Source organism: Leptospira jelokensis (assembly GCF_004769635.1).
GTDB classification, from domain to species: Bacteria; Spirochaetota; Leptospiria; order Leptospirales; family Leptospiraceae; genus Leptospira_A; species Leptospira_A jelokensis.
Genome location: NZ_RQGH01000033.1, coordinates 54,640 through 75,732, shown reverse-complemented (window position 1 = coordinate 75,732; position 21,093 = coordinate 54,640). Strand labels below are relative to the sequence as shown.

Below are 21,093 nucleotides of genomic sequence, written 5' to 3'. Positions count from 1 at the left end.
GTGAAGATTTACCGAAAACTTTGGCCATATTTGGCAAAATACAAATACAGACTGAGCTTAGGAGTTTTTCTGTCTATATTTGTTTCTATTTTTAACGGGGCTTCGCTCACTTCCCTGATCCCAATTTTTGATTCCTTAGGCACCGGTGAAAATTACAAATTCCAAATTGCCCTTACAAAAAAAGACCAAAACCTTTTAAACGAACACAAGAATCCAGAGCGATTACAAGGGCTAACATACTGGGAATGGCAGTTTGCCAATCTCAAAGAAAAAACCAATGCAGAACTGGCTGAAAAAAAACCAGACGATTTGGTGTATTTATTTTGCCTCATCATCCTACCCATTTATTTTTTAAAACTCCTTTGTCTTGCGGGAACAGTATACTTTGTCAATTCAGCTGGGTTACTCGCCGTCAAAGACTTACGCCAAGCCTTGTATAAAAAATTACAAGTATTGCCACTGAATGAATTTTACCGTGAGAAAACGGGTGTTCTCATGAGCCGTGTCATCAATGATGTAGACATTGTCGGAAAAGTGGTATCTAATGATTTAAAAGATGCCATCAATGACTTTTTTTATATCATCACACATCTAATCATCTTACTTGTGTTAAGTTGGAAATTGTTTTTTTTACTGTTCATAGTGATCCCTTTGATTGTGGGTCCTGTGAGTACATTCGCTGACCGAATTCGTAGAACCACCAAAAACCAACAAGAGCAGTTGTCGGAACTGAACGGTGACTTACAAGAAGTGATCTCTGGAATCCGTGTGATACGGGCTTTTTCCATGGAAGACAAAGAAGCAGAACGGTTTTTTAAGGTTAACCAAAACCTATCCGATAAAACCTTCAAAACTCACTTTTACCACCAGATTGGTCCCGCCTTAACAGAGTTATCGGGTTCAGTTGTGACGATGGTATTTTTGGGTATTGGTGCTTATTTATTAGAAGATGCTAGTTTTTCAAAAGGTATGTTCATTGCCTTTTTTCTTACATTGATTTTTCTGATGCGTCCACTCAAACAAATGAGCATTTTAGTGAATTTGATCCAAGCATCTGTCATTGCAAGTGACCGAGTATTTGAAATCCTAGGTCGTGATGATGGCATCAAAGAACCAACTTCGCCAAAACCGCTTGGAAGTTTGACAAACGCGATTGAATATAAAAATGTCACCTATGTTTATCCAAACACTGATTTATTTGCACTTAATAATATCAATTTAACATTACCGAAAGGTGGAACCATTGCGATTGTTGGGTCTTCCGGAGCCGGCAAATCAACGTTAGTGGATCTCTTGCCTAGACTCATTGATCCTACAGATGGTGGGATCTTTTGGGATGGAGTGAATGCAAAGGACTTAAGCTTAGATAACCTTCGCAAACGGATCGGTGTGGTTTCACAGAATATATTTTTGTTTAATGGCTCCATACGCGAAAATATTGCCTTTGGAAAACCCGATGCCTCAGAAGAAGAAATCAGGAGGGCGGCAGAAGATGCCTTTGCTTCCGAATTCATCGAATCATTTGAAGATGGTTATGATACAATCGTAGGTGAAAGGGGAGTGATGTTGTCAGGTGGTCAAAGGCAAAGGATATCCATTGCTCGCACTTTACTTGCAAACCCGGAAGTTCTCATCTTAGATGAAGCAACCTCTGCCCTGGATACAGAATCAGAAAGGTTGATCCAACAAGCTTTTGTCCGATTGTATGAAAACAAAACAGTCATCATCATTGCACACCGTCTATCGACTGTTAAAATTGCAGATACAATCTATTTTTTGGAGAATGGAGAAATTGTTGAAAGTGGGAGCCATACCGAACTTCTACAAAATCCCAATTCCAAATACAAACGATTGTATGATATGCAGTTTTCAAATTCCAATTGAATGGAACCAGTCCAAGCCAATAGGATAAAATCGAAATCTAAACTTTGATCCTTATCGTTTTAAGTTCTTCTTTATGCCATTCGGCTTGTCCCACAGTTGGGGCAAAATTTTGCATTGGGAACAGGGACAAAAGATCCACAATTGTCACAGGTCCAGTTTTCATTGATTTTTGGTTGTGGCACTGTGGCTGTCTGTTTACGTTTTTCCGTTAAATCCGATTCTACCTTTTCTAGATCTTCGATGTAGGGAATGGATTGTGATTGGAATTCTTCTTCTGTTAATTTGCCTGAATCAAAGTCAGAACGGATGTCTCGTAAAGAATCCAATAAATTTCTTTTTTTCTCAAGAATCGATTTTAGATGGGCTTCTGATTCCTTTCCAAAAGGAGATTCGTCTACTTGGAACCTGTAGTAAAACAATACAAAAGGAGCAATCAGAATGATTCCAAATAATACCGAATAGAAATACAAGAGAAAATCCATACGTTCAGAATTTGGACTTTTTATTTTTAGGCAATCTCTTTATCTTTGGTCTAAGAAGAGATTTTAGATTTATGACTGTAACCAATCCTCTGATTGAAAAAAAATTAAAAACTGCCGAAGAAATTGCTCAATTATTACCCAATCATGTTACATTGGGTTGTTCTGGATTCACTCCCGCCGGGTATCCAAAACTCATCCCAGCAGCTTTCGCCAAAAGGATTGAAGAAGAAAAAAAATCTGGTAAAACTTTTTCCATCAATTTATATGCAGGTGCTTCCACCGGAGAAGAGTTAGATGGTGTTCTTGCAAAAACAGGTGTTTTAAAACTAAGAATTCCATACCAATCCAATTCACATTTACGTAATTTGATCAACCAAGGGGAAACGGATTTCATAGATATGCATCTTTCCCATGTGGTAAAGTACATCGAACATGGAATTTTGCCTAAAATTGATGTGGCCATTGTTGAAGCCATTGATGTCACAACAGATGGGAAAATTTATTTATCGACCTCATCGGGAATGAGTGCCACGTATTTAAAAAATGCCGAGTCCGTCTATATCGAGTTAACCGATACACACCCATTAGAACTAAAAACTTACCATGATATCTATTTACCAGACCACCATTCAAAATCTGTTCCAATTCCCATCATCCACCCAAATGATCGGATTGGGCATCCCTATGTACAAGTAACCCCTGAAAAAATAAAAGGAATTGTTCGTTCTAATAAACCTGACGCTGCCACTGTATTCAAAACACCGGATGCAGATTGCCAAAACATTGCCGCTCACGTACTCGAATTCATCCAACACGAAATCAAAATGGGAAGGATTCCAAAAGAATACTTACCCTTTCAAAATGGTGTTGGTAATATCGCAAACGCAGTACTTGCGAGTATGGCAAAAGACCCGAATTTCCATGCAATCCAAATGTATACGGAAGTGGTGCAAGATTCTGTATTTGATTTGATTGATGCAGAGAAATTAGAAATTGCATCAACGTCTGCCCTTACTTTTTCCGAGTTAGGTTTGAAACGTTTCCATGAAAATATTTCGAAATGGAAATCAAAATTCATCATCAGGCCACAAGAAATTTCAAACCATCCAGAAGTCATTCGCCGAATGGGTCTTATTGCGATGAATACGGCAATCGAAATTGATATTTATGGCAACGTAAATTCAACACATGTCATGGGAACGTCGATGATGAATGGAATTGGTGGGTCGGGTGACTTCACTCGAAATTCTCACCTCAGTATTTTTATGACTCCATCACTTGCAAAAGAGGGAAATATTTCTGCCATCGTTCCAATGGTTTCCCACACGGACCATAACGAACATTCGACGATGATATTTGTCACAGAAAATGGATTGGCTGATTTACGAGGATGCCCTCCAAAAAAACGCGCGGAACTCATCATCGAAAAATGCGCCCACCCCATTTACAAAGATAAACTTCGCGCTTATTATGAAACAGCCCTTAAAGTTTCCAAAGGAAAACACACTCCTCATGATTTGGAAAATGCTTTGTCTTGGCATGTCCAGTTTCTCAAAACAGGAAGTATGAAGTGATAGCTGTTATCGGATCCGGGATTACAGGTTTAACCGCTTCTTGGGCATTGAATCAATTTCGGGAAGTCACATTATATGAAAAACACCCTGAAATTGGAATGGCAGCCTTTGGCGCCAAACAAATGATTGGTGAGACGGAAGTCGAATTTGATATACCGTTTCGTACCATCAAAAAAGATTATTATCCTACATTATTTCAAGTTTTCGATCGGGTTGGGATAGAAACAAGGGTAGTTGATTATTCTTTTCGTGTGGATTCAAATGATGAATCTGTATTTGGATTTTTTTCTAAAAATATTCTAGGGTTTCATTTTGGTATTCCTACTTCAGAAGTATTTTTATCCCAAAAAGGAAGAACCATATTTTCTGACTTACTTAAGTTTTATGCGAATGCAAAAGCGGATTGGAAAAACGAAAATCCGAAAATCACAATTTTGGAGTTCTTAAAACGTTACAATTATTCCAATGAGTTCATTTACGAGTTTTTGTTACCAACCTTTGCTTTGGTCAATACATGTAAAACAGAGACGGTGGCTCTTTACCCTGCAGAGACCATCATTGGTTATCACTCAAGAGGTTATTCGTATACACCCCAAGAAACTGCAAAATTTGGTACACGAGACATCGTGAATCGAATGACAAAGGGTTTACAACACCTACACTTAGATGCCAAGATAAAACAAATTGTCAAAAAGGGCAAAAAGACCATCATCGAATTTGAATCAGAAGAAAAAGAATTTGAACATGTGATCCTTTCTACCCAGGCCAACCAAGCAAACCATTTATTAGGAAAAGGTTTTGAGTTAGAAAAGGAAATTCTTTCCGAGTTCCGATATGAGGCAAGTGATGTGGTCTTACACACCGACCCTAGTTATTTTAAAAATCCGAATGTCTCTCTGGTATTTAACATACGAGAAGGTTATGACAAACCTGAAGTGACCTTAGACTTAGGTCGTATCATCCCTGAGTTACAAGGCAAAAAAGTATTCCAAACTTGGAACCCACACAAACTCCCACACAAAAATGATACTTTGAAACTTGCCAAATTTGAAAGGCCTGTGATGGATGAAAGGACAAGATTGGCAATTGATCGGATTGTATCTCTCCATGAGAATCCAAATTGCAAGTTATGGTTATGTGGTTCCTATTCGTTATATGGAATCCCACTATTAGAAGCAGGGGCTAAATCTGCATTACAAGTGACTTCTAAAATTTTAAATAAGTCAGTGAATTCTATCATCAACAACTAAAATCTTTTTAGTGTGGTTTCATCGCGACAAAGTAACGATAAGAAAGCCCAAGGGATTTCGTTGTTGCGTTTAGTAAGGAGCTAAAACTACGCAAAGAAAAATTCATTTTTTTTGAGTTCTGGATGAATCCATGAATGACAGGTATTGTCCAATCTAAGTTTTTTTCGATTGTAAAGCCGATCCCTTCGAGTGTTTTGATAGAAATTTCATTCGTTTTGATTTCGTTAGGTGGAATTAAAAAAAGATGTAATATGAAATGTAAATGAAATTTGTTTTCTTTTTCAAAATTAAATGTATTAAAAACAAATTTTCCACCTGGCTTTAACAAACGATATGCCTCTATGTAAAACTCTTTGGTGTGTTTAAAATGATATGCTGCATCAACTGAAAAAATATAATCATAGGAATTTGTAGGTAAGGATTTCATTGTTTCCCAACTTCCTTCTAAGAAGGGATCGACCACCATCTCCATTTCGTGAAACAATTCTTTTGCGAAGTTTGATTGTTCCCCACTCAAATTGATGGCAGAAAGTTTTTTGGGATGGAAATGATCTTTCCAATACACAAGGCTTCCCCCAAGCCCTGAACCAACTTCTAAAATCAAAGCATTGTTTTTTAGAGCACATTCAGTTGCAAATTCAGATAAAAATTGAATGCCTGCTTCTTTGTAATCACTGACTCCTGTCCAAAATCCAAAATTGGAAACATAGTAGGGAGGGGTTTGGGAAAGTTCCGTGACGGGGGATTTAGAAAATGGGAAGGGTGTCATTTTTTTTACTTGCAACATTTACATACCCTGCTGGGTATATAGGAATGGCTCTTTCTGAAAACCAAACCAAACTCATCCACCGCATCAATCGCATCCAAGGTCAGTTGGAAGCGATCAAAAATACCATTGTAGCAGAGGAACAAGACTGTGAAAAAGCAATCCTCCTCCTCAAAGCGGCCCACCAGGCCATGAAAAAGTTTGGTGAAGCCTACATCCATGAATATATGGATACCTGCTTCAAAGAAAAGAAGTCCACTCAAAACATCGAAACAGATGTAAAAAAAGCCATTTCAGCCGCATTCTCTCTCTAAATTCGTTTTCCCTCCTAAATAACCCTATAAAAAATCCTTGCCACATATACCCCGAAGGGTATATGTGGATTTAGGTCATATACTATAGGGGGTATGGTAATGTTCTTGGCATCTACAAAAACATGGTATTTGGAGCGATTGGTATTTCTTATCGCAGGGGTGTTTAGTTTGGTAGGGGTGGCACTCGGGACCTATGTATCGTCATGGTGGTATCTTTTAAACCTACTCGTAGGGTTAAACTTAGTCGTGTTTTCTACGGTAGGTTTTTGTCCCATGGCGATCCTTTTGAACAAACTTGGTGCAACACCAAAGGTAAAGGACTAATCCTATGAAACGTTTCATTAGCTTTTTATTCCTTGTGGCACCGATTTATCTATCAGCTGAAGGAGTTGGTTTTAACGAACTTTGGAAAAAAATCGAAGAAAATTCATCAGCAAGAAAATCCAAATATTTGGAATGGAAAGCTGGTGAAATTGCAAAGGATAGGTCCGACAAACATTGGTTACCCAGAGTGTATGCAGATCTTAGAACTTTCCAAACAAACGATCCAACACTCAACTTTATGGGAAAACTCAGCCAAAGGAGTGCTACGGATGCAGACTTTTCCACTGCGTCTACTCGCACAAGACCAAGTAACTTTTTAGATTCGAATAACCAACCGTATACGACACTTAATGCCGATACGATGAATCTGTTTGCAAAGGATACTCTCAATTATCCGGGAAGCCATCAATACTCACGAGGGACTCTTGGACTAGACTTACCTTTGTATGAAGGTGGTTCGGGTAAAACCTTTGCTGCAATGAATGAAAAAAGAAGCACTGGTTTGAAATTTGAATGGTTGGCCATCCGTGATAGAGAATTTGCACAAGCTGGTTTCTATTACCGGGCCATTCAAACTTTATATGATTATCGGAAGAGATTGGAACAAATCAAAAAAGTGGAAAACCGATTCCAATCCAACTATGCATTAGGCAATAAGGGAAATCCTGTCGGATATGCGGGATACCTCGCTCTCAAATCGATCAAAAACCAAATCTCTGTTCTTGAAAAACAATCAGAACTGCAAATCAGCGATTACAAAGAAACATTATTTGTATTGTCTGATGTTCCTTCTAGCGAACTTGAGATTGTGGAATCGGATCTAAATGTATTTTTAGATACATATTTCAAACGGCCCACCGGTTATGAAAGATCCAATCAGATGAATGCACAGATTAAGTATGCGGAAGGGGAAAAACTGAAAGCGGATTTGGAGATGGCTAAATTTTTACCCAAAGTGGGGGCGTATTCGGAAGCCTACGGATACCAAGGAAGTCGAAATATTTCCAACGCATACCAAGCAGGTGTGTATTTGCAAATGAATCTGTATAATCCAAAAGATATGGGTGCTGTTGATGAAGCAAAATTAAATGCAGAGTCAGCTCTTAAAAAAATTGAAGAAAAAACAAAAGAAGAAGAAGCACACGTCAAGTCTCTTATCCAAAAAGAAATCACGTTAAAAGAAAGTTTGGAAATCATAAGAGAAACTTTGAAATACCAAGAGGAGCAAGTATCAAACATGCAAAGGTTATTCCAAAGTGGAGCCATCAACGCACTTCAATTTGCAGAAACACTCAATAAATCTTTAGAGTTATCACGGGTATTAATGGAATCAGAGATTGCGTTATTACAAGTGAGAACTGAAGTTTCGATATTTTCAAAAAAGGACGACACAAATGAAACCATTGGAAGAAATTAGAGCCGGTTTTGCAGGAAAACTTGCAGAAACATTTTTACATTCAAGGTTAACACCTGTCATAGCGATAGCTAGTTTGGTACTTGGATTATTTGCCGTGTATCTCACTCCCAAAGAAGAAGAACCGCAAATTTCGGTTCCTATGATTGACATCCAAATCCCAAGCCCTGGTTTTTCCCCAGAGGAAACGGAACGCAAAGTAACGGAACCAGTGGAAAGAGCTGTTTGGGGACTCGAAGGTGTGGAATACATTTACAGCACAAGTAAATGGCATGGAAGTTACATAACAGTTCGATTCAAAGTGGGGGAACCAATAGAACCTTCCCTTGTGAAGATCCATCACAAACTCATGGAAGCAAAAAACGTCCTTCCAAGGAATACCTTACCACCCATCGTAAAATCATTTTCAATTGATGATGTTCCTTTCCTTGCTCTTAGTTTTAGTTCAGAATCCATGAATGATTATGAACTCAGACAAAAAGTGGCACCGCTTGCAAGAGAATTATCGTCTACACCTGATTTAGCAAGTGTGCAAATGTTAGGTGGTCTAAAGAAAACAGTTCGAGTGAAAATAGATCCAAATTTACTGACTAGATTCGGTGTCACCTCCATTGAAGTTGCTGAAAGTTTGAAACAAAACGATGCTTTGATCCCAGCAGGGAAAAATTGGTCTTCCGAATCTGTTTTTGATACGGAAGTGGGTGGGGTATTAAAAAATATAGCCGATGTGAAACGACTCCCAGTTGCCCAACGAGGGGGACGAGTGGTTCGCATCCAAGATTTAGCTCTTGTGGAAGAGGGACCTGAAGAAAGAACGAGATCTTCCATACTTTATGACAAATCCATTGGAGAATCAAAACGAAATGCTGTTACCATTGTATTTGCGAAACGAAAAGGTACAAACGTAGTCAACCTTTCGAAGGACCTCATCGAAAGGGCAGAACTATTCCAAAAAGATTTACCAAAAGAAATTAGTTTTAGCATCATTCGTGACTATGGTAGCACTGCGGAAGATAAATCCCATGAACTGATCGAACATTTACTCATTGCCACTATTTCTGTGACAATTCTCATTGCGCTTTGGATGGGATGGAGGTCTGCACTTGTTGTTGCCATTGCAATCCCTGTGACACTTGCTCTCACCTTGGCGATTTATTATTTCCTTGGTTATACACTCAACCGCGTGACCCTTTTCGCTTTGATATTTTCCATTGGGATATTAGTGGATGATGCCATTGTCGTCGTCGAAAACATCGAAAGGCATTTGGAAGAAAATCCAAAACTTGGGATCATTCGGGCAACTCTCATTGCGGTCTCCGAAGTGGGCAATCCAACCATCCTTGCTACCTTTACCGTGATTGCGGCAATTCTTCCCATGGCATTTGTGCGAGGACTTATGGGGCCTTATATGAAACCGATCCCAGTGGGTGCAAGCCTTGCCATGATTTTATCTCTTATCGTAGCATTTGTGATCACTCCGTGGGCTTCTGTTCGATTATTAAAAGAACCAAACCACCATCCTGAAAAAGAAATGGGCCATCAGGTTTCCAAACTTGACCAACTTTACATTAAGTTCACCAATTGGCTGTTAGGTACTAAAAAAAATGCAAGTGTATTTGGTGCCATCACCATTGGACTTCTCGTTGTATCCATGGCATTTGTTGCTTTCAAATGGGTAAAAGTAAAAATGTTACCTTTTGATAACAAAGAAGAGTTCCAAGTTCTGATTGATTATGAACCAAAAACAACTTTGGCAGAAAGTATGTCACAGTCGGAAATGTTGGCCAAAACCTTATTACAAAATCCGAATGTAGAAAAGATTCAAATCTTCGGAGGTGAAGCGGCTCCCTTTTCTTTCTCGGGAATGGTGAAACACTCCTTCCTTCGTAATTTGGATTCCATGAATGACTTACAGATCATTTTAAAAAACAAAAACGATCGTAAAGAATCAAGCCATGAAATCATCGAGTCCCTAAGAGATGAAATCAAATCCTTTGGAGAAAGCCATCATGCTGTTACAAAGGTCTTAGAAATCCCACCAGGTCCTCCAGTCATGGCAACGATGGTGGCTGAAGTCTATGGTCCATCTGCTTCCGAAAGGAAAAAAGTTACGGAAGAAATTTACCAAATCTTCAAAGAGGAACCAAGTGTGGTTGATTTGGACACTTCCCTTCGGAATGGAAGGCCAAAGATGGTTTACCCAATCGATTTTGAAAAGTCGGGACTTTTTGGAATCAAAACCTCTGCCCTTGCATACACAGGGAACATCCTTTTTTCAGAATCACCCCTTGTGAGTTTGGCGACGGCTAAAGAACCAGAAGAAGTTTCCGTAAGCCTTTCCGTGAAACAAAATGTTCGTAGCTCCAAGTCTCCCTTCCAAAACCAAAACATCATGTCGATGGAATCTGGAGTGGTTTCCTCCGAACGAGTGTTAGGAAATCCTTACACCGAAGAAGATAGAGCACTCTTTCGTAAAAACTTAAAACCAGTTAATTATGTGATGAGTGAACTTTCTGGGGAAGAAGAAGCACCTGTATATGGAATGTTAAAACTGGCACCAAAAATTAAATATGAAACCCAAACTGCCGATGTGCCTTGGAACACAACAAAACCTGTGATCAAATGGGACGGGGAGTGGTTCATCACCTATGAAGTGTTCCGCGATCTTGGAGGGGCCTTTGCAGTGGTGATCCTTCTCATCTATGTATTGGTGCTTGGATGGTTTAAAAGTTATACCGTCCCTCTTATCATTATGGCTCCCATTCCTATCTCTCTTATCGGGATTTTACCAGGCCACTGGGTGATGGGTGCGTATTTTACTGCCACGTCAATGATTGGCTTCATTGCAGGTGCTGGGATCATTGTTCGTAACTCCATCATCCTCGTTGATTTCATCGAAGGAGAAATCAAAAAGGGAGTTGAGTTAAAAGAGGCTGTGGTGCATGCAGGTGTGGTAAGATTTCGGCCTATGTTACTCACTGCCTCAGCGGTAGTGGTTGGTTCCTTTGTGATGTTATTTGATCCCATCTTCCAAGGTCTTGCCATCTCCCTTATGTTTGGTGAGATTGCGGCAACAGTTCTCAGTCGATTTGCAGTGCCAGTGTTGTATTATTGGTTCATTGGAAAATCAAGACAAGGTGTGATCAAACACGGATAAACGTTTTAACACAAATAACTTTGTTTTCTAAACAAAAAAAGCTGAAGGTTTCCCTTCAGCTTCTCAAATGAAAACCCATCTAATCTCTTAGTTGGGTTTTTTTTAACCTACGATTATCTTGTCCCTTCGTTTTTGATTTCACTATGGTTCTTATACAAACCAGTTGCCGTTAGAGACGGAGCTCTCACGTGACCTGTGTATTGTGTATAAGTAGTGCTACCACTTACGATGGAAGATTGGCATTTGTCTAGGCCACCTGCACGGTTGTATCCGCAAGCAGAGTGGTAAGCCACTGCATAATCATCTTCTCCTGGAAGGATGGCAGATGGTCCAAATGCACCTTTGTAACCAGGTACATGGTGGATCTGAATTCCTCCCGTGTTGTTATGGTTAAACGCACCACGAGCTGTGGATACGATGAGTGACTTGTCCATTGCGTTCCCACCAAATCCGAATGTAGCGCCATTCAGAGCGGATGCAAGTTCCGACCCACCAGAAGCAGCTGCAAGTGCAGTCACTTTTGTAAGATTGAAACCCTTTGCAGAAGCAGTGGATCCCAAATTTGCCAACCAAAACTCAATGGCATAACACCCCGCAGAGTGGCAGACAACTTTGCAAGAGTTTGCCCCTTTGCAATAGTTGGTAAGTCCTGTGGAAATGTTTGTTTGGGCCCTTGCTGTTCCGTACGTTCTTGGGTCTGTGGTTCCATCATAGCCGATGAAAATTTTAGATCCAGAAACGGTATTCGCAGAGGTTCCCCAATACGAATTCACGTCACTCGTTCCCACGCCATTGTGGTTTTTGTCTGATTTTCCGTGGATGAACACGGTGTAGGTTTGTGCACTGAGTGATCCTGCGAGGAGGAACGCTAGTACTGTTGTGATGGTGCTTCGCATCTATTTTCCCTTTCCTGATTTTCTTTATTTAAGCACAAATTCCATAAATAAGTCAAATGTGTCAATTTGAATAATATTAGGGCAAAAAAAAGACCAGCCAATTTGGCTGGTCTCGCACCCACAGCTACAATTGAGGTAGTCTGGAGTTAGGATCCGATATTACCGGTATCCTTCTTTTTTGATTTCGCTATGGTCGAGGTAAAGACCAGTTGCTGTCAAAGAAGGCGCTCTATAGTGTCCGCTGTATTGTGTGTAAGTGACATTGGAGTTGAATGGCCAGATCCCTTCACTTTGAGTGAGAGAGGATTGGCATTTGTTTAGGCCACCTGCTTTGTTGTAACCACAGGAAGAGTGGTAAGCCACTGCATAGTCATCTTCTCCTGGAAGGATTGCGGAAGCTCCAAACATCCCTTTGTAACCTGGTACGTGGTTCACAGCAACACCGGCAGTGTTGTTATGGTTGAAGGCACCACGAGCAGTGGATACGATGAGGGACTTGTCCATTGCGTTTCCAGCAAAGCCAAATGTGATTCCGTTCAGAGCAGAAGCAAGTTCAGATCCACCAGAAGCAGCTGCAAGGGCAGTCACTTTAGTTAGGTTAAAACCTTTTGCCGATGCAGTAGAACCAAGGTTAGACAACCAATACTCAATCGCATAACAACCAGCAGAGTGGCAAACGATTTTACAAGAATTAGCACCCTTGCAGTAGTTTGTGAGACCAGTGGAGATGTTTGATTGGGCTCTCGCTGTTCCGTAAGTTCTAGGGTCTGTTGTTCCATCGTAACCGATGAAAATTTTAGATCCAGAAACGGTACTAGTGGATGAACCCCAGTATCCATTTACATCTGTTGTTCCCACACCATTGTGGTTTTTGTCCGACTTACCGTGAATGAACACGGTATAGGTTTGTGCACTAAGCGATCCCGCTACCAGGAACGCAAGTATTGTTGTGATTGAGCTACGCATCTCTATTTTCCTTTTCCTTTCTTTCAATGATTCCTAAAATTTATCTCCAACCTTCTGTTTTGATCTGACCATGGTCTAGATACAATCCAGTGGAAGAAACAGACGGAGCACGGTAATGCCCGCTGTATTGTGTGTAGGTTCTGTTCGAACCAAATGGCCAAAGGCCTTCATATTGTGTGAGTGAAGTTTGGCATTTGTTGAGTCCCCCTGCACGGTTGTAAGCACAAGAGGAGTGGTATGCCACTGCATAATCATCTTCCCCAGGAAGGATGGCCGAAGCACCAAACATCCCTTTGTATCCAGGCACATGGTTTACGGCAACGCCACCTGTGTTGTTATGATTGAAAGCACCGCGAGCTGTTGTGACTATGAGGGACTTATCCATGGCGTTTCCACCAAATCCGAATGTGATTCCGTTTAGGGCATTTGCAAGTTCAGATCCACCAGAAGCCGCTGCCAGTGCAGTCACTTTTGAAATATTAAATCCTTTTGCAGAAGCCGTAGAACCTAAGTTGGACAACCAGTATTCAATCGCATAACAACCTGCCGAGTGGCAAACGATCTTACAAGTTTTGCCTGCCTTACAATAGTTTGTGAGCCCAGTGGAAATATTGGTTTGGGCACGGGACGAACCATACGTTCTTGGGTCCGTGGTTCCATCGTATCCGATGAAAATTCGATTCCCGCTGACAGAATTCACCGAGGAACCCCAGTAACTGTTCACATCTGTTGTCCCAATTCCGTTATGGTTCTTTCCAGACTTTCCATGAATGAAGATGGTGTATGACTGCGCGCTGAGTGAGCCGGCTAGAAGTAAAGTGGTGATCGCTGTGAGGAGAGTTCGCATTGTCTTTTCCTATTCCAATTGGTGTTTCCTTTGTTGTATAAGTTTGGCAAAAGTTTGACAAGAAATTTTTTGCCTAATTTCGACAGAAAATTAACATATTTTTGCCATTGTCGCTGATTCCATGACAAAGTTACGAGAAAAATCCTAGGAATTTGCTAGGGGTAGGGTGATGGAGAAGAGGGTTTTGCCAGGTTGGCTTTCCACAGAGAGGGTGCCTTTGTGGTTTTCGATGATTTTTTGTACGATGGAAAGGCCGAGGCCAGTGCCCATTCCCAGTTCCTTCGTTGTGAAAAAGGGTTCAAATATCTTCGGTAGGATCTCGGGAGGGATTCCTTTTCCATTATCTTCGATTTGAACGATGGCATTTGTCTGGGATTGCCGTAATGAGATTTGGATCCGGCCATTTTCACTCGGGCAGGCTTGGAAGGAATTGTAAATCAAATTGGTCCAAACTTGGATGAGTTCGTCCGCATGCCCCAAAACCAATGGGTCTCCTTCATATACCCAATCAATTTCCACATGGGGTTTCCAACTTTTTGAGTACATACTGAGAACCGATTCCATTCCTTCTTTGATCGAAAGGACTTTTTGGGTTTCTCTGGGTCCCGAATAGGAGTGGTGTTTCAATGCGAATACGATTTTGGATGCACGTTCGACGGCCGTTTCAATGATGCCCAGGTGGAACCGTACAACATGTTCGTTCAAACGTGCCTGAAAGATTTCCCTTCCTTCCTCTGTATCAAAGAGGTGGAGGTACTCATTTGGAATTGTTTCAATGTGAAAGTCAAAACAAGTATCGGCCAAAGAAACTGGATCTTGGATTTGTTTGGATTTAAAAAATTGAGTTAACTCTCGTTTTCGTTTGAAACGGAACGTGACTTCAGAACGTTTTTGGTTTTTAAATGTGGCAATCAATTGGTCGGCTTGTACTTCTAAACTGGATAGGATTTCCTTCTCTTCCGAAAATTGGCTGTCTCTTATGAATTGTATGCTTCCTTTGATGGCAGCGAGAGGGTTATTGATTTCATGAGCAACACTTGCTGCAATTTTACCGAGTGTCGACATTCGTTCTGCATGTAAAAGTTGTTCTTGGGTGTCTCGTAACTCTAAGATGGTATTGTTCAGTGAAACGGTTCGTTCTTCTATTTTTTGTTCGAGTTGGAACCTTGCTTCTCTTACAATCGAAATCATATCATTAAAACTTTTTGAAAGTTCACCAATTTCATCTTTACTTGTAACTTCAACAGAAACAAACAAATCCCCTGATTGCATCCTTCGAATTCCAGAAAGTAATCTAGTGAGAGGGTATACAATACTTGTTTTGTGTAAAACTGGGTATAACATAAATATCGTAAAAATAGAAAATAGGAGGGTGATTATGAGCCAAACAACGGTTTGGTGGACTTTGTATCGGTATTCGAGATAAGGGATTGCGATTAAAAAATGATGGTTTTTTGCATAAAAATCGGAAGTCCAATAGATGCCTGTGGGTAAATTGGTAAACGTTTCTACTTTAAATTCTTCATAAGAAGGAATTCTATTTTTTAAGTTTTGGATATTGTTTTGTGGAAAACTGATTTTATTGATTCTAAAATTGTTTGCCTGCATATCGATGACTAAATCAGTGAGATACACAAACGGATACACATTGCCTAATTCAAGTTGTGTTTTGATATTATGTTTTTCGCGACTCATCTCGTTTTGGATATCAATCCTAAACCGATTGAATAAAAAATTGGCCACAATGGATAAGATCAAATACAAGATCGTTAAGTTAAATGTCATGATCTTGAAACCAACCGAAGAAGGCACTGTCTCTTGGTTTAAAGAGACAAGGACAAGGATGGTCATAATGATGATGGTTAGGTTGGTTAAAATAAATAGGTAAGTTGGTTTGCTAACATAATTTAAATCCACCAAGATGTCGGCAAAAGCCAAAGCCAGAATCCCAAAGATGGCAATGATAAATCCAGCAGTTGCTTTTTTTTGCACACCCTCCAATCGTTTGTATTTCATAAAGAGTGAAGTTAGTGTGTTGATTAAAATGAAACAAAGTGCAATGGCGATCGATAAAATCGAAAGCCGGATCCAAAGATTGGGAGAGGATTGTTCCGGTACATAAAATTCCATTTTGGGATCGAAGAGAATCCTTCTTTGGAAAAAACCAATCGCATTGAAGGCACCGGCAATGATGGCAATCCCAGTTTGGATTTTTTGACTCACTTCCCTCCATTTGGGGAACAAGTCTTTGTGGAATCGAAATGCCAAATCAGAGGTAGAAACACCTAATAGTAAAATGGCGGGATTTTTTAAAAAAACAAATACATAGGCTGTGAGAGGGCTCAAAAAAGAATTACAAATGGACCAAGCGATGGACCAAAAAAATAAACTGAGAAGTGGGATGAGGAGGCCACGAAAACTAGGAGTGAGTTCCTCTTTTTTAGAGCGAAAGTAGACATAGGCGATCCCACTCACCAAACTAAGCCCAAAATAAAAGAAACTGTATAGGTTGAGAGAAGGAACCAAGCCCATCCAGATATACCGAAAAACGGAGTTTCCGCAAGCATTTCCCTTTCGGTTCTGGAATTCGTTGTGCGATGCACAATTTTCCCCTTGCCATGAGAGCGGCATCCCGGAAACTGGCCTTATTGTGCGATGCACAATAAGGAGACATCCAGTCACCATGCGAAAAACAAATCATTTCCCCAAAATTTTCACGGGAATCCTAGTGATTTTCCTCTTTTTCTTTGAATCGTACGGCAAATTGGATTCGATTGGGAACGAAGCCCAAAACCAAAATGCAAAACGCAAATTGGAATTTCTGATCGCAAAAAATCGGCCAGGTCTCTCAGAAAAAGAGAGGAACCAATTGGTAAAGGCCACTTTGAGGGCATCACAACTCTTACAATTTCCTAAAAGGAACCAAGTTTCCTATACGCCCCCAGTCGATCGATTGGGTTTTCTTGTGGGTCTCATCCAAACCGAATCACAGTTCCATACACATGCGAAATCCCATAAAGGTGCGCTTGGGCTTATGCAAGTGATGCCTGAAACTGCGAAGTGGCTTGCAAAAAAAGAAGGGATTTCCTTTTCCCAAGCAAACGAACTGTATGAACCAGAAACCAATCTTTTACTCGGTGTTCTTTATTTGAATTACCTGATGGAACGAACTGATTCACTCGAAGCGACTCTGTTAGCTTATAATGCAGGACTCGGTGGATACAAACGATTTGGTGGTGTTCCTGCTTATTCACGAACAGTATACAAATACTATGATGAATGGAAAGGGATGGTTATCCCACAAGAGATTCCAATTTCTGAAACATTGGCCAGTCTCATTTCGATTTAAATTTTACTTTACATCGTTTCAAAACCGAAAAGGCTCTTAACCGTTTTATTAAAGAAAAGGAAGGGAGCGTATGGATTTATTTCGTAGATACGGATTGTATCTAATCATTGTTATACTGTTGGTTGTGGGTTTGTTTTTTTATTTTTCAGGAGATGGTTTTGGTACCGATTCTGATTCCAAAGAAAAAAAAAGACAAGAAAGAATGGCCAGTAGTTCTGATCCAACGCAAGGGTATGAATCAGGTGGAGAGAACGGTGGTGGCAGTGATGGGATTCCAGATGATGGTGCGACACCTGAATTCATTTTAGAAAAGTACATGGAATGGGCCGAATACCCACCATATTCAAGACCAATGTCCATTCTCAATCATGACTTAGCCTTCCCTTTCATCATTGAAACATCACCTGATTATACAATCGATGCAAAAACGAACGAACCTACTGGATACGTTTGTTTGTTCCAACCTAAAACATGGGCTGTCATTGGTAACAAGGACATGATGTATGTTACCTTAGAATGCCGTGACAAATCAAGGAATCGTGTCAAGGTATCCATAGACTCCCACCAAGTATTCAAAGAATGGGAAGGACAAAGGTATGGTGTCGTCAGTGCTTCTGTGAATGATAATGGAACCGATGGTGACCAAACACGAGGAGACAACATCCATACATTTTCTTGGAAACCACAAAAAGCAGATTGGGGGCAAATGTCTCTCGTTACAGACATTACGTATGGCCCTGAAAACTTAAAAACAACTCTGACCTCTAGTTTTTTTTCCAGTCCATCAATCCCAGCCGAGTTTAATGGAGTGTTTACTGATTCTTTACAAGACGGTTCCCTCATCGTAAGGGCAGTGGTAAATGTTTATAAAAAAGGGAAATACCACTTAGAAGCAAATTTAAAAGACGAAAAAAACGGAGAGTATATCGCCTACGCTGTGTATGATGGTGATTTAGTTTCAGGATCTAACGAAGTTGAATTTACTTTTTTTGGTAAAATCTTACGTGATAAAGACTTAGATGGCCCTTACATTGCCACTTCATTTCGCGGACACCGTGTGAATTTGCCAATTGACCCAGAATGGTTCAACCAAGGTGCAGAAGGGCTTCGTAAAATCCAAGCCGCGAAGACCACTGAACCCGATAGAGAGTTAGTGTTACCATATAAAGAGGAATACAAAACCAAGTATTATAAAGTAGAATCCTTTTCCAATGCAGCTTGGGATTCCGCAGACAAACAAAATCGAATTCGTCAAATCAAAGCATTACAATAAACTATGTTAAGAAACTTAAAAACATTTACGAAGAAGAGACCATTTATCAGTCTCTTCCTACTTTTCATCATCACTCTTCCCGTGACCTTACACATTGTATTTTGGGGACTTGTTTCTTTAAAAGCACCAAGGTACCAAGGAGAAGTTCGTTCTGAAGTCCTATCGGCAAAAGCAACGGTAATACGGGATACAATTGGGATCCCTCATATTGTGGGAGAAGATGCAAAGTCCGCTTATTTTGCATTAGGTTTTACAATGGCGCAAGACCGTATTTTCCAAATGGAATTGCAAAGGCGGATTGGGAAGGGGGAACTCTCTGAAATTTTTGGTGAAAAACTCATTCCGACGGATCGATTTCTAAAATCGCTTTTGTTAAAAAAGACGGCAGAAGTGTATGCAAACCAAAAGGATCCATTACATCCAGAGGCTTGGCAACAATTGGATTGGTTTTTGGAAGGGGTGAATCATTTTCTTGCCACAGAACCATTGCCCATCGAATACACAATCCTTGGAATCAACCCAAGGCCTTTTGATCGTGTTGATGCCATTTCCTTTTTATTTTACATGGGGTTTTCCTTTGCAGAAGGGATAAAATCAGACAGCTTATACACGATCATGGAATCAGAGTTAGTTGGTAGGTCCGCTGGTGAACTTTTCCCACGATATGATTTTGAAACCAATGCTTCTATTTTAGAAACCCAACCAGGTGTAAAACAACTAACAGCGAATTTACCAAAACCAATGAAAGATGGTGGATTCAATTCATTTGTAAAACCGAAGGAATTAACAAACCAAATAGGATTGTCGGAGAAAACGGATGTTGCCAGTCTCAAAGGTTTACTTGGGTTTGTGAATGATCTTGTACTCCCAATCGAACCTTTGGAAGGGAGCAATTCGTGGCTTGTGGCACCAAACCGTTCTTCTAGTGGGGGGGCAGTACTTGCCAATGACCCACATATTGCTTTGTCCAATCCAGGGGCCTGGTATGAAGCCTACATAGAATACCCAGGTTATGAAAACTATGGGTATTTTTTATCCATCATCCCCTTCCCATTGATTGCGCATAACCGTGATAAGGCATGGGGACTCACAATGTTGGAACAGGACGACGTGAATTTGTATTGGGAAACCATAGAAGGTAGTACTTACAAATCTGGTTCTAGTTGGAAAGAGTTAACCTATTACAAAGATGAAATCAAAATGAAAGATGGTTCTACGATCCCTGTGGAAATCCCGATTACCAATCATGGACCTCTCATCACAGAACACATCAAAGGTTATAAAGGAAGGCCAGTCAGCTTGTATTGGGCCCACCACCATTTGGAAAATCCATTGCTCGATGTTTTGTACCAAATGGGAAAGGCCAAGTCTTTCCAGGAATTAGATTCTGCTTCTTCCTTAATTGGTGCACCTGGGCTTAACTTTAGTTACGCGGACAAACAAGGGAATATTGCTTATTATGCTGTGGGAAGGTTCCCTATTTTAAAATCAGGCAATTCTAGGAAAATATTAGAAGGTTCTACTGGAGAAAATGATGTCATTGGGTATGTGGCAACAAAAGACAATCCTAAAATCATCAATCCTAAAAATGGAATCATCGTTACAGCGAATAATTTAGTAACAAACAAATCTTTACCAGGCCTTGGAAGACCAGATGGGAATTGGCAACCACCAGATCGTTTTCAAAGGTTAGTGGGGATTTTAGAAACCCAAGAGAAATGGAGTTTGGAAGAACTTGCTGCCATCCAAAATGATACAGTAGCTTCTTTTGCTCCTGAATATTTGGAGATCCTATTTTCTACAGTCAAAGACTCAAAGTCGTTAGGTGGTAAAAAAGTATTAGAGATTTTAAAAAATTGGAATTTTGAACATTTCCCTGAGTCACAAGGTGCTGCCGTTTATGATGTATTTTTTTACATCACGATGAAAGAACTCCTCATCGATGAAATGGGACCAGATCATTTTGAACTCTACGGTGAAATGGCAGAATACTGGAATGCCTACCGAAGGTTTGTTCGGAATCCAAATTCTCTTTATTGGGATGACTTAAGGACTGTGGGTGTGAAAGAAACAAGGGATGATATTTTAAAGCGATCCGTTGAAGCTACAGCAAAGTATCTAGAAACCCATGTATCTGCCTCTCCGAGTTTATGGAAGTGGAAATACCTCTACAAAATCAAACACCCTCACCCACTCGGAGTTTTGCCTCTCATTGGAAATATTTTTAATATTGGTCCGATGCCAAGTGCTGGTGGGGCAGAGGTGGTCAATAACCTAAAGTACAAATTGATGAAAGAAGATTGGACAGCGATGGCTGGGCCTTCCAAACGAAGGGTGATCGATTATGGTAGGTTTGAAGAATCGGTGACCCAACTTCCCATTGGCAATAGTGGGAATTTAGGCAGTCCATTTTATGGCAACCTCGTCGAAGATTACAACCAAGGCATACACCGAAAGATTCTGTATTCGAAAGAGCAGGTGGGGGCCGGGAAATTTCGGTTGGAATTCCACCCTAAGTAAACGATTTTCCCTACGGCTTTCGTAGGGATTTCATTTTTCTTCTCTCTCTCTTTTCAAAACGGTCGATCCTTAGGATA

Annotated in this window: 16 protein-coding genes; 10 read left to right on the top strand and 6 right to left on the bottom strand. The window is 40.3% G+C overall.

The features are described from left to right. Positions 1 to 1,884 carry an ABC transporter ATP-binding protein gene (locus tag EHQ62_RS15815; RefSeq protein ID WP_135644617.1) on the top strand — a complete coding sequence of 628 codons (1,884 nt, stop codon included), beginning with the start codon at positions 1 to 3 and terminating at the stop codon, positions 1,882 to 1,884. A gap of 71 nt (positions 1,885 to 1,955) precedes the next feature. On the opposite strand, the gene EHQ62_RS15810 is transcribed toward EHQ62_RS15815, so the two are convergent. Then, a complete protein-coding gene (locus tag EHQ62_RS15810) occupies positions 1,956 to 2,366 on the bottom strand; it encodes a zinc ribbon domain-containing protein (protein WP_135644615.1) in 411 nt (136 codons plus the stop codon). Positions 2,367 to 2,437: 71 nt separating this feature from the next. Between EHQ62_RS15810 and EHQ62_RS15805 the strand changes: the two genes are divergently transcribed. Together EHQ62_RS15805 and EHQ62_RS15800 are read left to right on the top strand one after the other, a co-directional pair. Then, positions 2,438 to 3,940 (top strand): succinate CoA transferase, encoded by a 1,503-nt coding sequence (locus EHQ62_RS15805; RefSeq protein ID WP_135644613.1) that lies wholly within the window; start codon positions 2,438 to 2,440, stop codon positions 3,938 to 3,940. Continuing rightward, a complete protein-coding gene (locus tag EHQ62_RS15800) occupies positions 3,937 to 5,190 on the top strand; it encodes an NAD(P)-binding protein (RefSeq protein WP_135644611.1) in 1,254 nt (417 codons plus the stop codon). Before EHQ62_RS15805 ends, EHQ62_RS15800 begins: the two co-directional genes overlap by 4 nt. A 7-nt stretch (positions 5,191 to 5,197) precedes the next feature. On the opposite strand, the gene EHQ62_RS15795 is transcribed toward EHQ62_RS15800, so the two are convergent. Beyond that, positions 5,198 to 5,959 carry a class I SAM-dependent methyltransferase gene (locus EHQ62_RS15795; RefSeq protein WP_135644609.1) on the bottom strand — a complete coding sequence of 254 codons (762 nt, stop codon included), beginning with the start codon at positions 5,957 to 5,959 and terminating at the stop codon, positions 5,198 to 5,200. 44 nt (positions 5,960 to 6,003) lie between these two features. On the opposite strand from EHQ62_RS15795, the gene EHQ62_RS15790 reads away from it, so the two are divergent. The 4 genes from EHQ62_RS15790 to EHQ62_RS15775 all read left to right on the top strand — a co-directional run bounded on the left by EHQ62_RS15790 (position 6,004) and on the right by EHQ62_RS15775 (position 11,165). Continuing rightward, positions 6,004 to 6,270 (top strand): metal-sensitive transcriptional regulator, encoded by a 267-nt coding sequence (locus EHQ62_RS15790; protein WP_135644956.1) that lies wholly within the window; start codon positions 6,004 to 6,006, stop codon positions 6,268 to 6,270. Between the two features lie 99 nt (positions 6,271 to 6,369). Beyond that, positions 6,370 to 6,594 carry a YgaP-like transmembrane domain gene (locus EHQ62_RS15785; RefSeq protein ID WP_135644607.1) on the top strand — a complete coding sequence of 75 codons (225 nt, stop codon included), beginning with the start codon at positions 6,370 to 6,372 and terminating at the stop codon, positions 6,592 to 6,594. A 4-nt stretch (positions 6,595 to 6,598) separates the two neighbouring features. Beyond that, the gene (locus EHQ62_RS15780) at positions 6,599 to 8,011 is read left to right on the top strand and encodes a TolC family protein (RefSeq protein WP_135644605.1); all 1,413 of its coding nucleotides are present in this window, start codon (positions 6,599 to 6,601) and stop codon (positions 8,009 to 8,011) included. Next, complete coding sequence (locus EHQ62_RS15775) at positions 7,989 to 11,165, top strand: efflux RND transporter permease subunit (protein ID WP_135644603.1); 3,177 nt, start codon at positions 7,989 to 7,991, stop codon at positions 11,163 to 11,165. Before EHQ62_RS15780 ends, EHQ62_RS15775 begins: the two co-directional genes overlap by 23 nt. 113 nt (positions 11,166 to 11,278) lie before the next feature. On the opposite strand, the gene EHQ62_RS15770 is transcribed toward EHQ62_RS15775, so the two are convergent. The 4 genes from EHQ62_RS15770 to EHQ62_RS15755 form a co-directional block, all read right to left on the bottom strand. Further along, the gene (locus EHQ62_RS15770) at positions 11,279 to 12,061 is read right to left on the bottom strand and encodes a hypothetical protein (RefSeq protein WP_135644601.1); all 783 of its coding nucleotides are present in this window, start codon (positions 12,059 to 12,061) and stop codon (positions 11,279 to 11,281) included. A 159-nt stretch (positions 12,062 to 12,220) separates the two neighbouring features. Next, complete coding sequence (locus EHQ62_RS15765; protein ID WP_135644599.1) at positions 12,221 to 13,027, bottom strand: hypothetical protein; 807 nt, start codon at positions 13,025 to 13,027, stop codon at positions 12,221 to 12,223. A 40-nt stretch (positions 13,028 to 13,067) separates the two neighbouring features. Next, positions 13,068 to 13,874: a hypothetical protein gene (locus EHQ62_RS15760; RefSeq protein ID WP_135644597.1), complete on the bottom strand. Its 807-nt coding sequence runs from the start codon at positions 13,872 to 13,874 to the stop codon at positions 13,068 to 13,070. Positions 13,875 to 14,018: 144 nt separating this feature from the next. Beyond that, the gene (locus EHQ62_RS15755; RefSeq protein ID WP_135644954.1) at positions 14,019 to 16,400 is read right to left on the bottom strand and encodes a HAMP domain-containing sensor histidine kinase; all 2,382 of its coding nucleotides are present in this window, start codon (positions 16,398 to 16,400) and stop codon (positions 14,019 to 14,021) included. A gap of 157 nt (positions 16,401 to 16,557) precedes the next feature. Here EHQ62_RS15755 and EHQ62_RS15750 point away from each other — a divergent pair, with 157 nt between their 5' ends. The 3 genes from EHQ62_RS15750 to EHQ62_RS15740 all read left to right on the top strand — a co-directional run bounded on the left by EHQ62_RS15750 (position 16,558) and on the right by EHQ62_RS15740 (position 21,016). Beyond that, positions 16,558 to 17,223: a lytic transglycosylase domain-containing protein gene (locus EHQ62_RS15750; protein WP_135644595.1), complete on the top strand. Its 666-nt coding sequence runs from the start codon at positions 16,558 to 16,560 to the stop codon at positions 17,221 to 17,223. Positions 17,224 to 17,293: 70 nt separating this feature from the next. Further along, complete coding sequence (locus tag EHQ62_RS15745; protein WP_135644593.1) at positions 17,294 to 18,496, top strand: hypothetical protein; 1,203 nt, start codon at positions 17,294 to 17,296, stop codon at positions 18,494 to 18,496. A 3-nt stretch (positions 18,497 to 18,499) separates the two neighbouring features. Beyond that, a complete protein-coding gene (locus tag EHQ62_RS15740) occupies positions 18,500 to 21,016 on the top strand; it encodes a penicillin acylase family protein (protein WP_135644592.1) in 2,517 nt (838 codons plus the stop codon). Positions 21,017 to 21,093 lie beyond the last annotated feature (77 nt).

Excerpts from the sequence above, each read along its gene's own strand:
- EHQ62_RS15810 (WP_135644615.1), bottom strand. The coding sequence starts at position 2,366 with ATGGATTTTCTCTTGTATTTCTATTCGGTATTATTTGGAATCATTCTG.
- EHQ62_RS15780 (WP_135644605.1), top strand. The coding sequence starts at position 6,599 with ATGAAACGTTTCATTAGCTTTTTATTCCTTGTGGCACCGATTTATCTA.
- EHQ62_RS15795 (WP_135644609.1), bottom strand. The coding sequence starts at position 5,959 with ATGACACCCTTCCCATTTTCTAAATCCCCCGTCACGGAACTTTCCCAA.
- EHQ62_RS15750 (WP_135644595.1), top strand. The coding sequence starts at position 16,558 with ATGCGAAAAACAAATCATTTCCCCAAAATTTTCACGGGAATCCTAGTG.
- EHQ62_RS15745 (WP_135644593.1), top strand. The coding sequence starts at position 17,294 with ATGGATTTATTTCGTAGATACGGATTGTATCTAATCATTGTTATACTG.
- EHQ62_RS15775 (WP_135644603.1), top strand. The coding sequence starts at position 7,989 with ATGAAACCATTGGAAGAAATTAGAGCCGGTTTTGCAGGAAAACTTGCA.
- EHQ62_RS15765 (WP_135644599.1), bottom strand. The coding sequence starts at position 13,027 with ATGCGTAGCTCAATCACAACAATACTTGCGTTCCTGGTAGCGGGATCG.
- EHQ62_RS15805 (WP_135644613.1), top strand. The coding sequence starts at position 2,438 with ATGACTGTAACCAATCCTCTGATTGAAAAAAAATTAAAAACTGCCGAA.
- EHQ62_RS15790 (WP_135644956.1), top strand. The coding sequence starts at position 6,004 with ATGGCTCTTTCTGAAAACCAAACCAAACTCATCCACCGCATCAATCGC.
- EHQ62_RS15760 (WP_135644597.1), bottom strand. The coding sequence starts at position 13,874 with ATGCGAACTCTCCTCACAGCGATCACCACTTTACTTCTAGCCGGCTCA.
- EHQ62_RS15785 (WP_135644607.1), top strand. The coding sequence starts at position 6,370 with ATGTTCTTGGCATCTACAAAAACATGGTATTTGGAGCGATTGGTATTT.
- EHQ62_RS15770 (WP_135644601.1), bottom strand. The coding sequence starts at position 12,061 with ATGCGAAGCACCATCACAACAGTACTAGCGTTCCTCCTCGCAGGATCA.
- EHQ62_RS15740 (WP_135644592.1), top strand. The coding sequence starts at position 18,500 with ATGTTAAGAAACTTAAAAACATTTACGAAGAAGAGACCATTTATCAGT.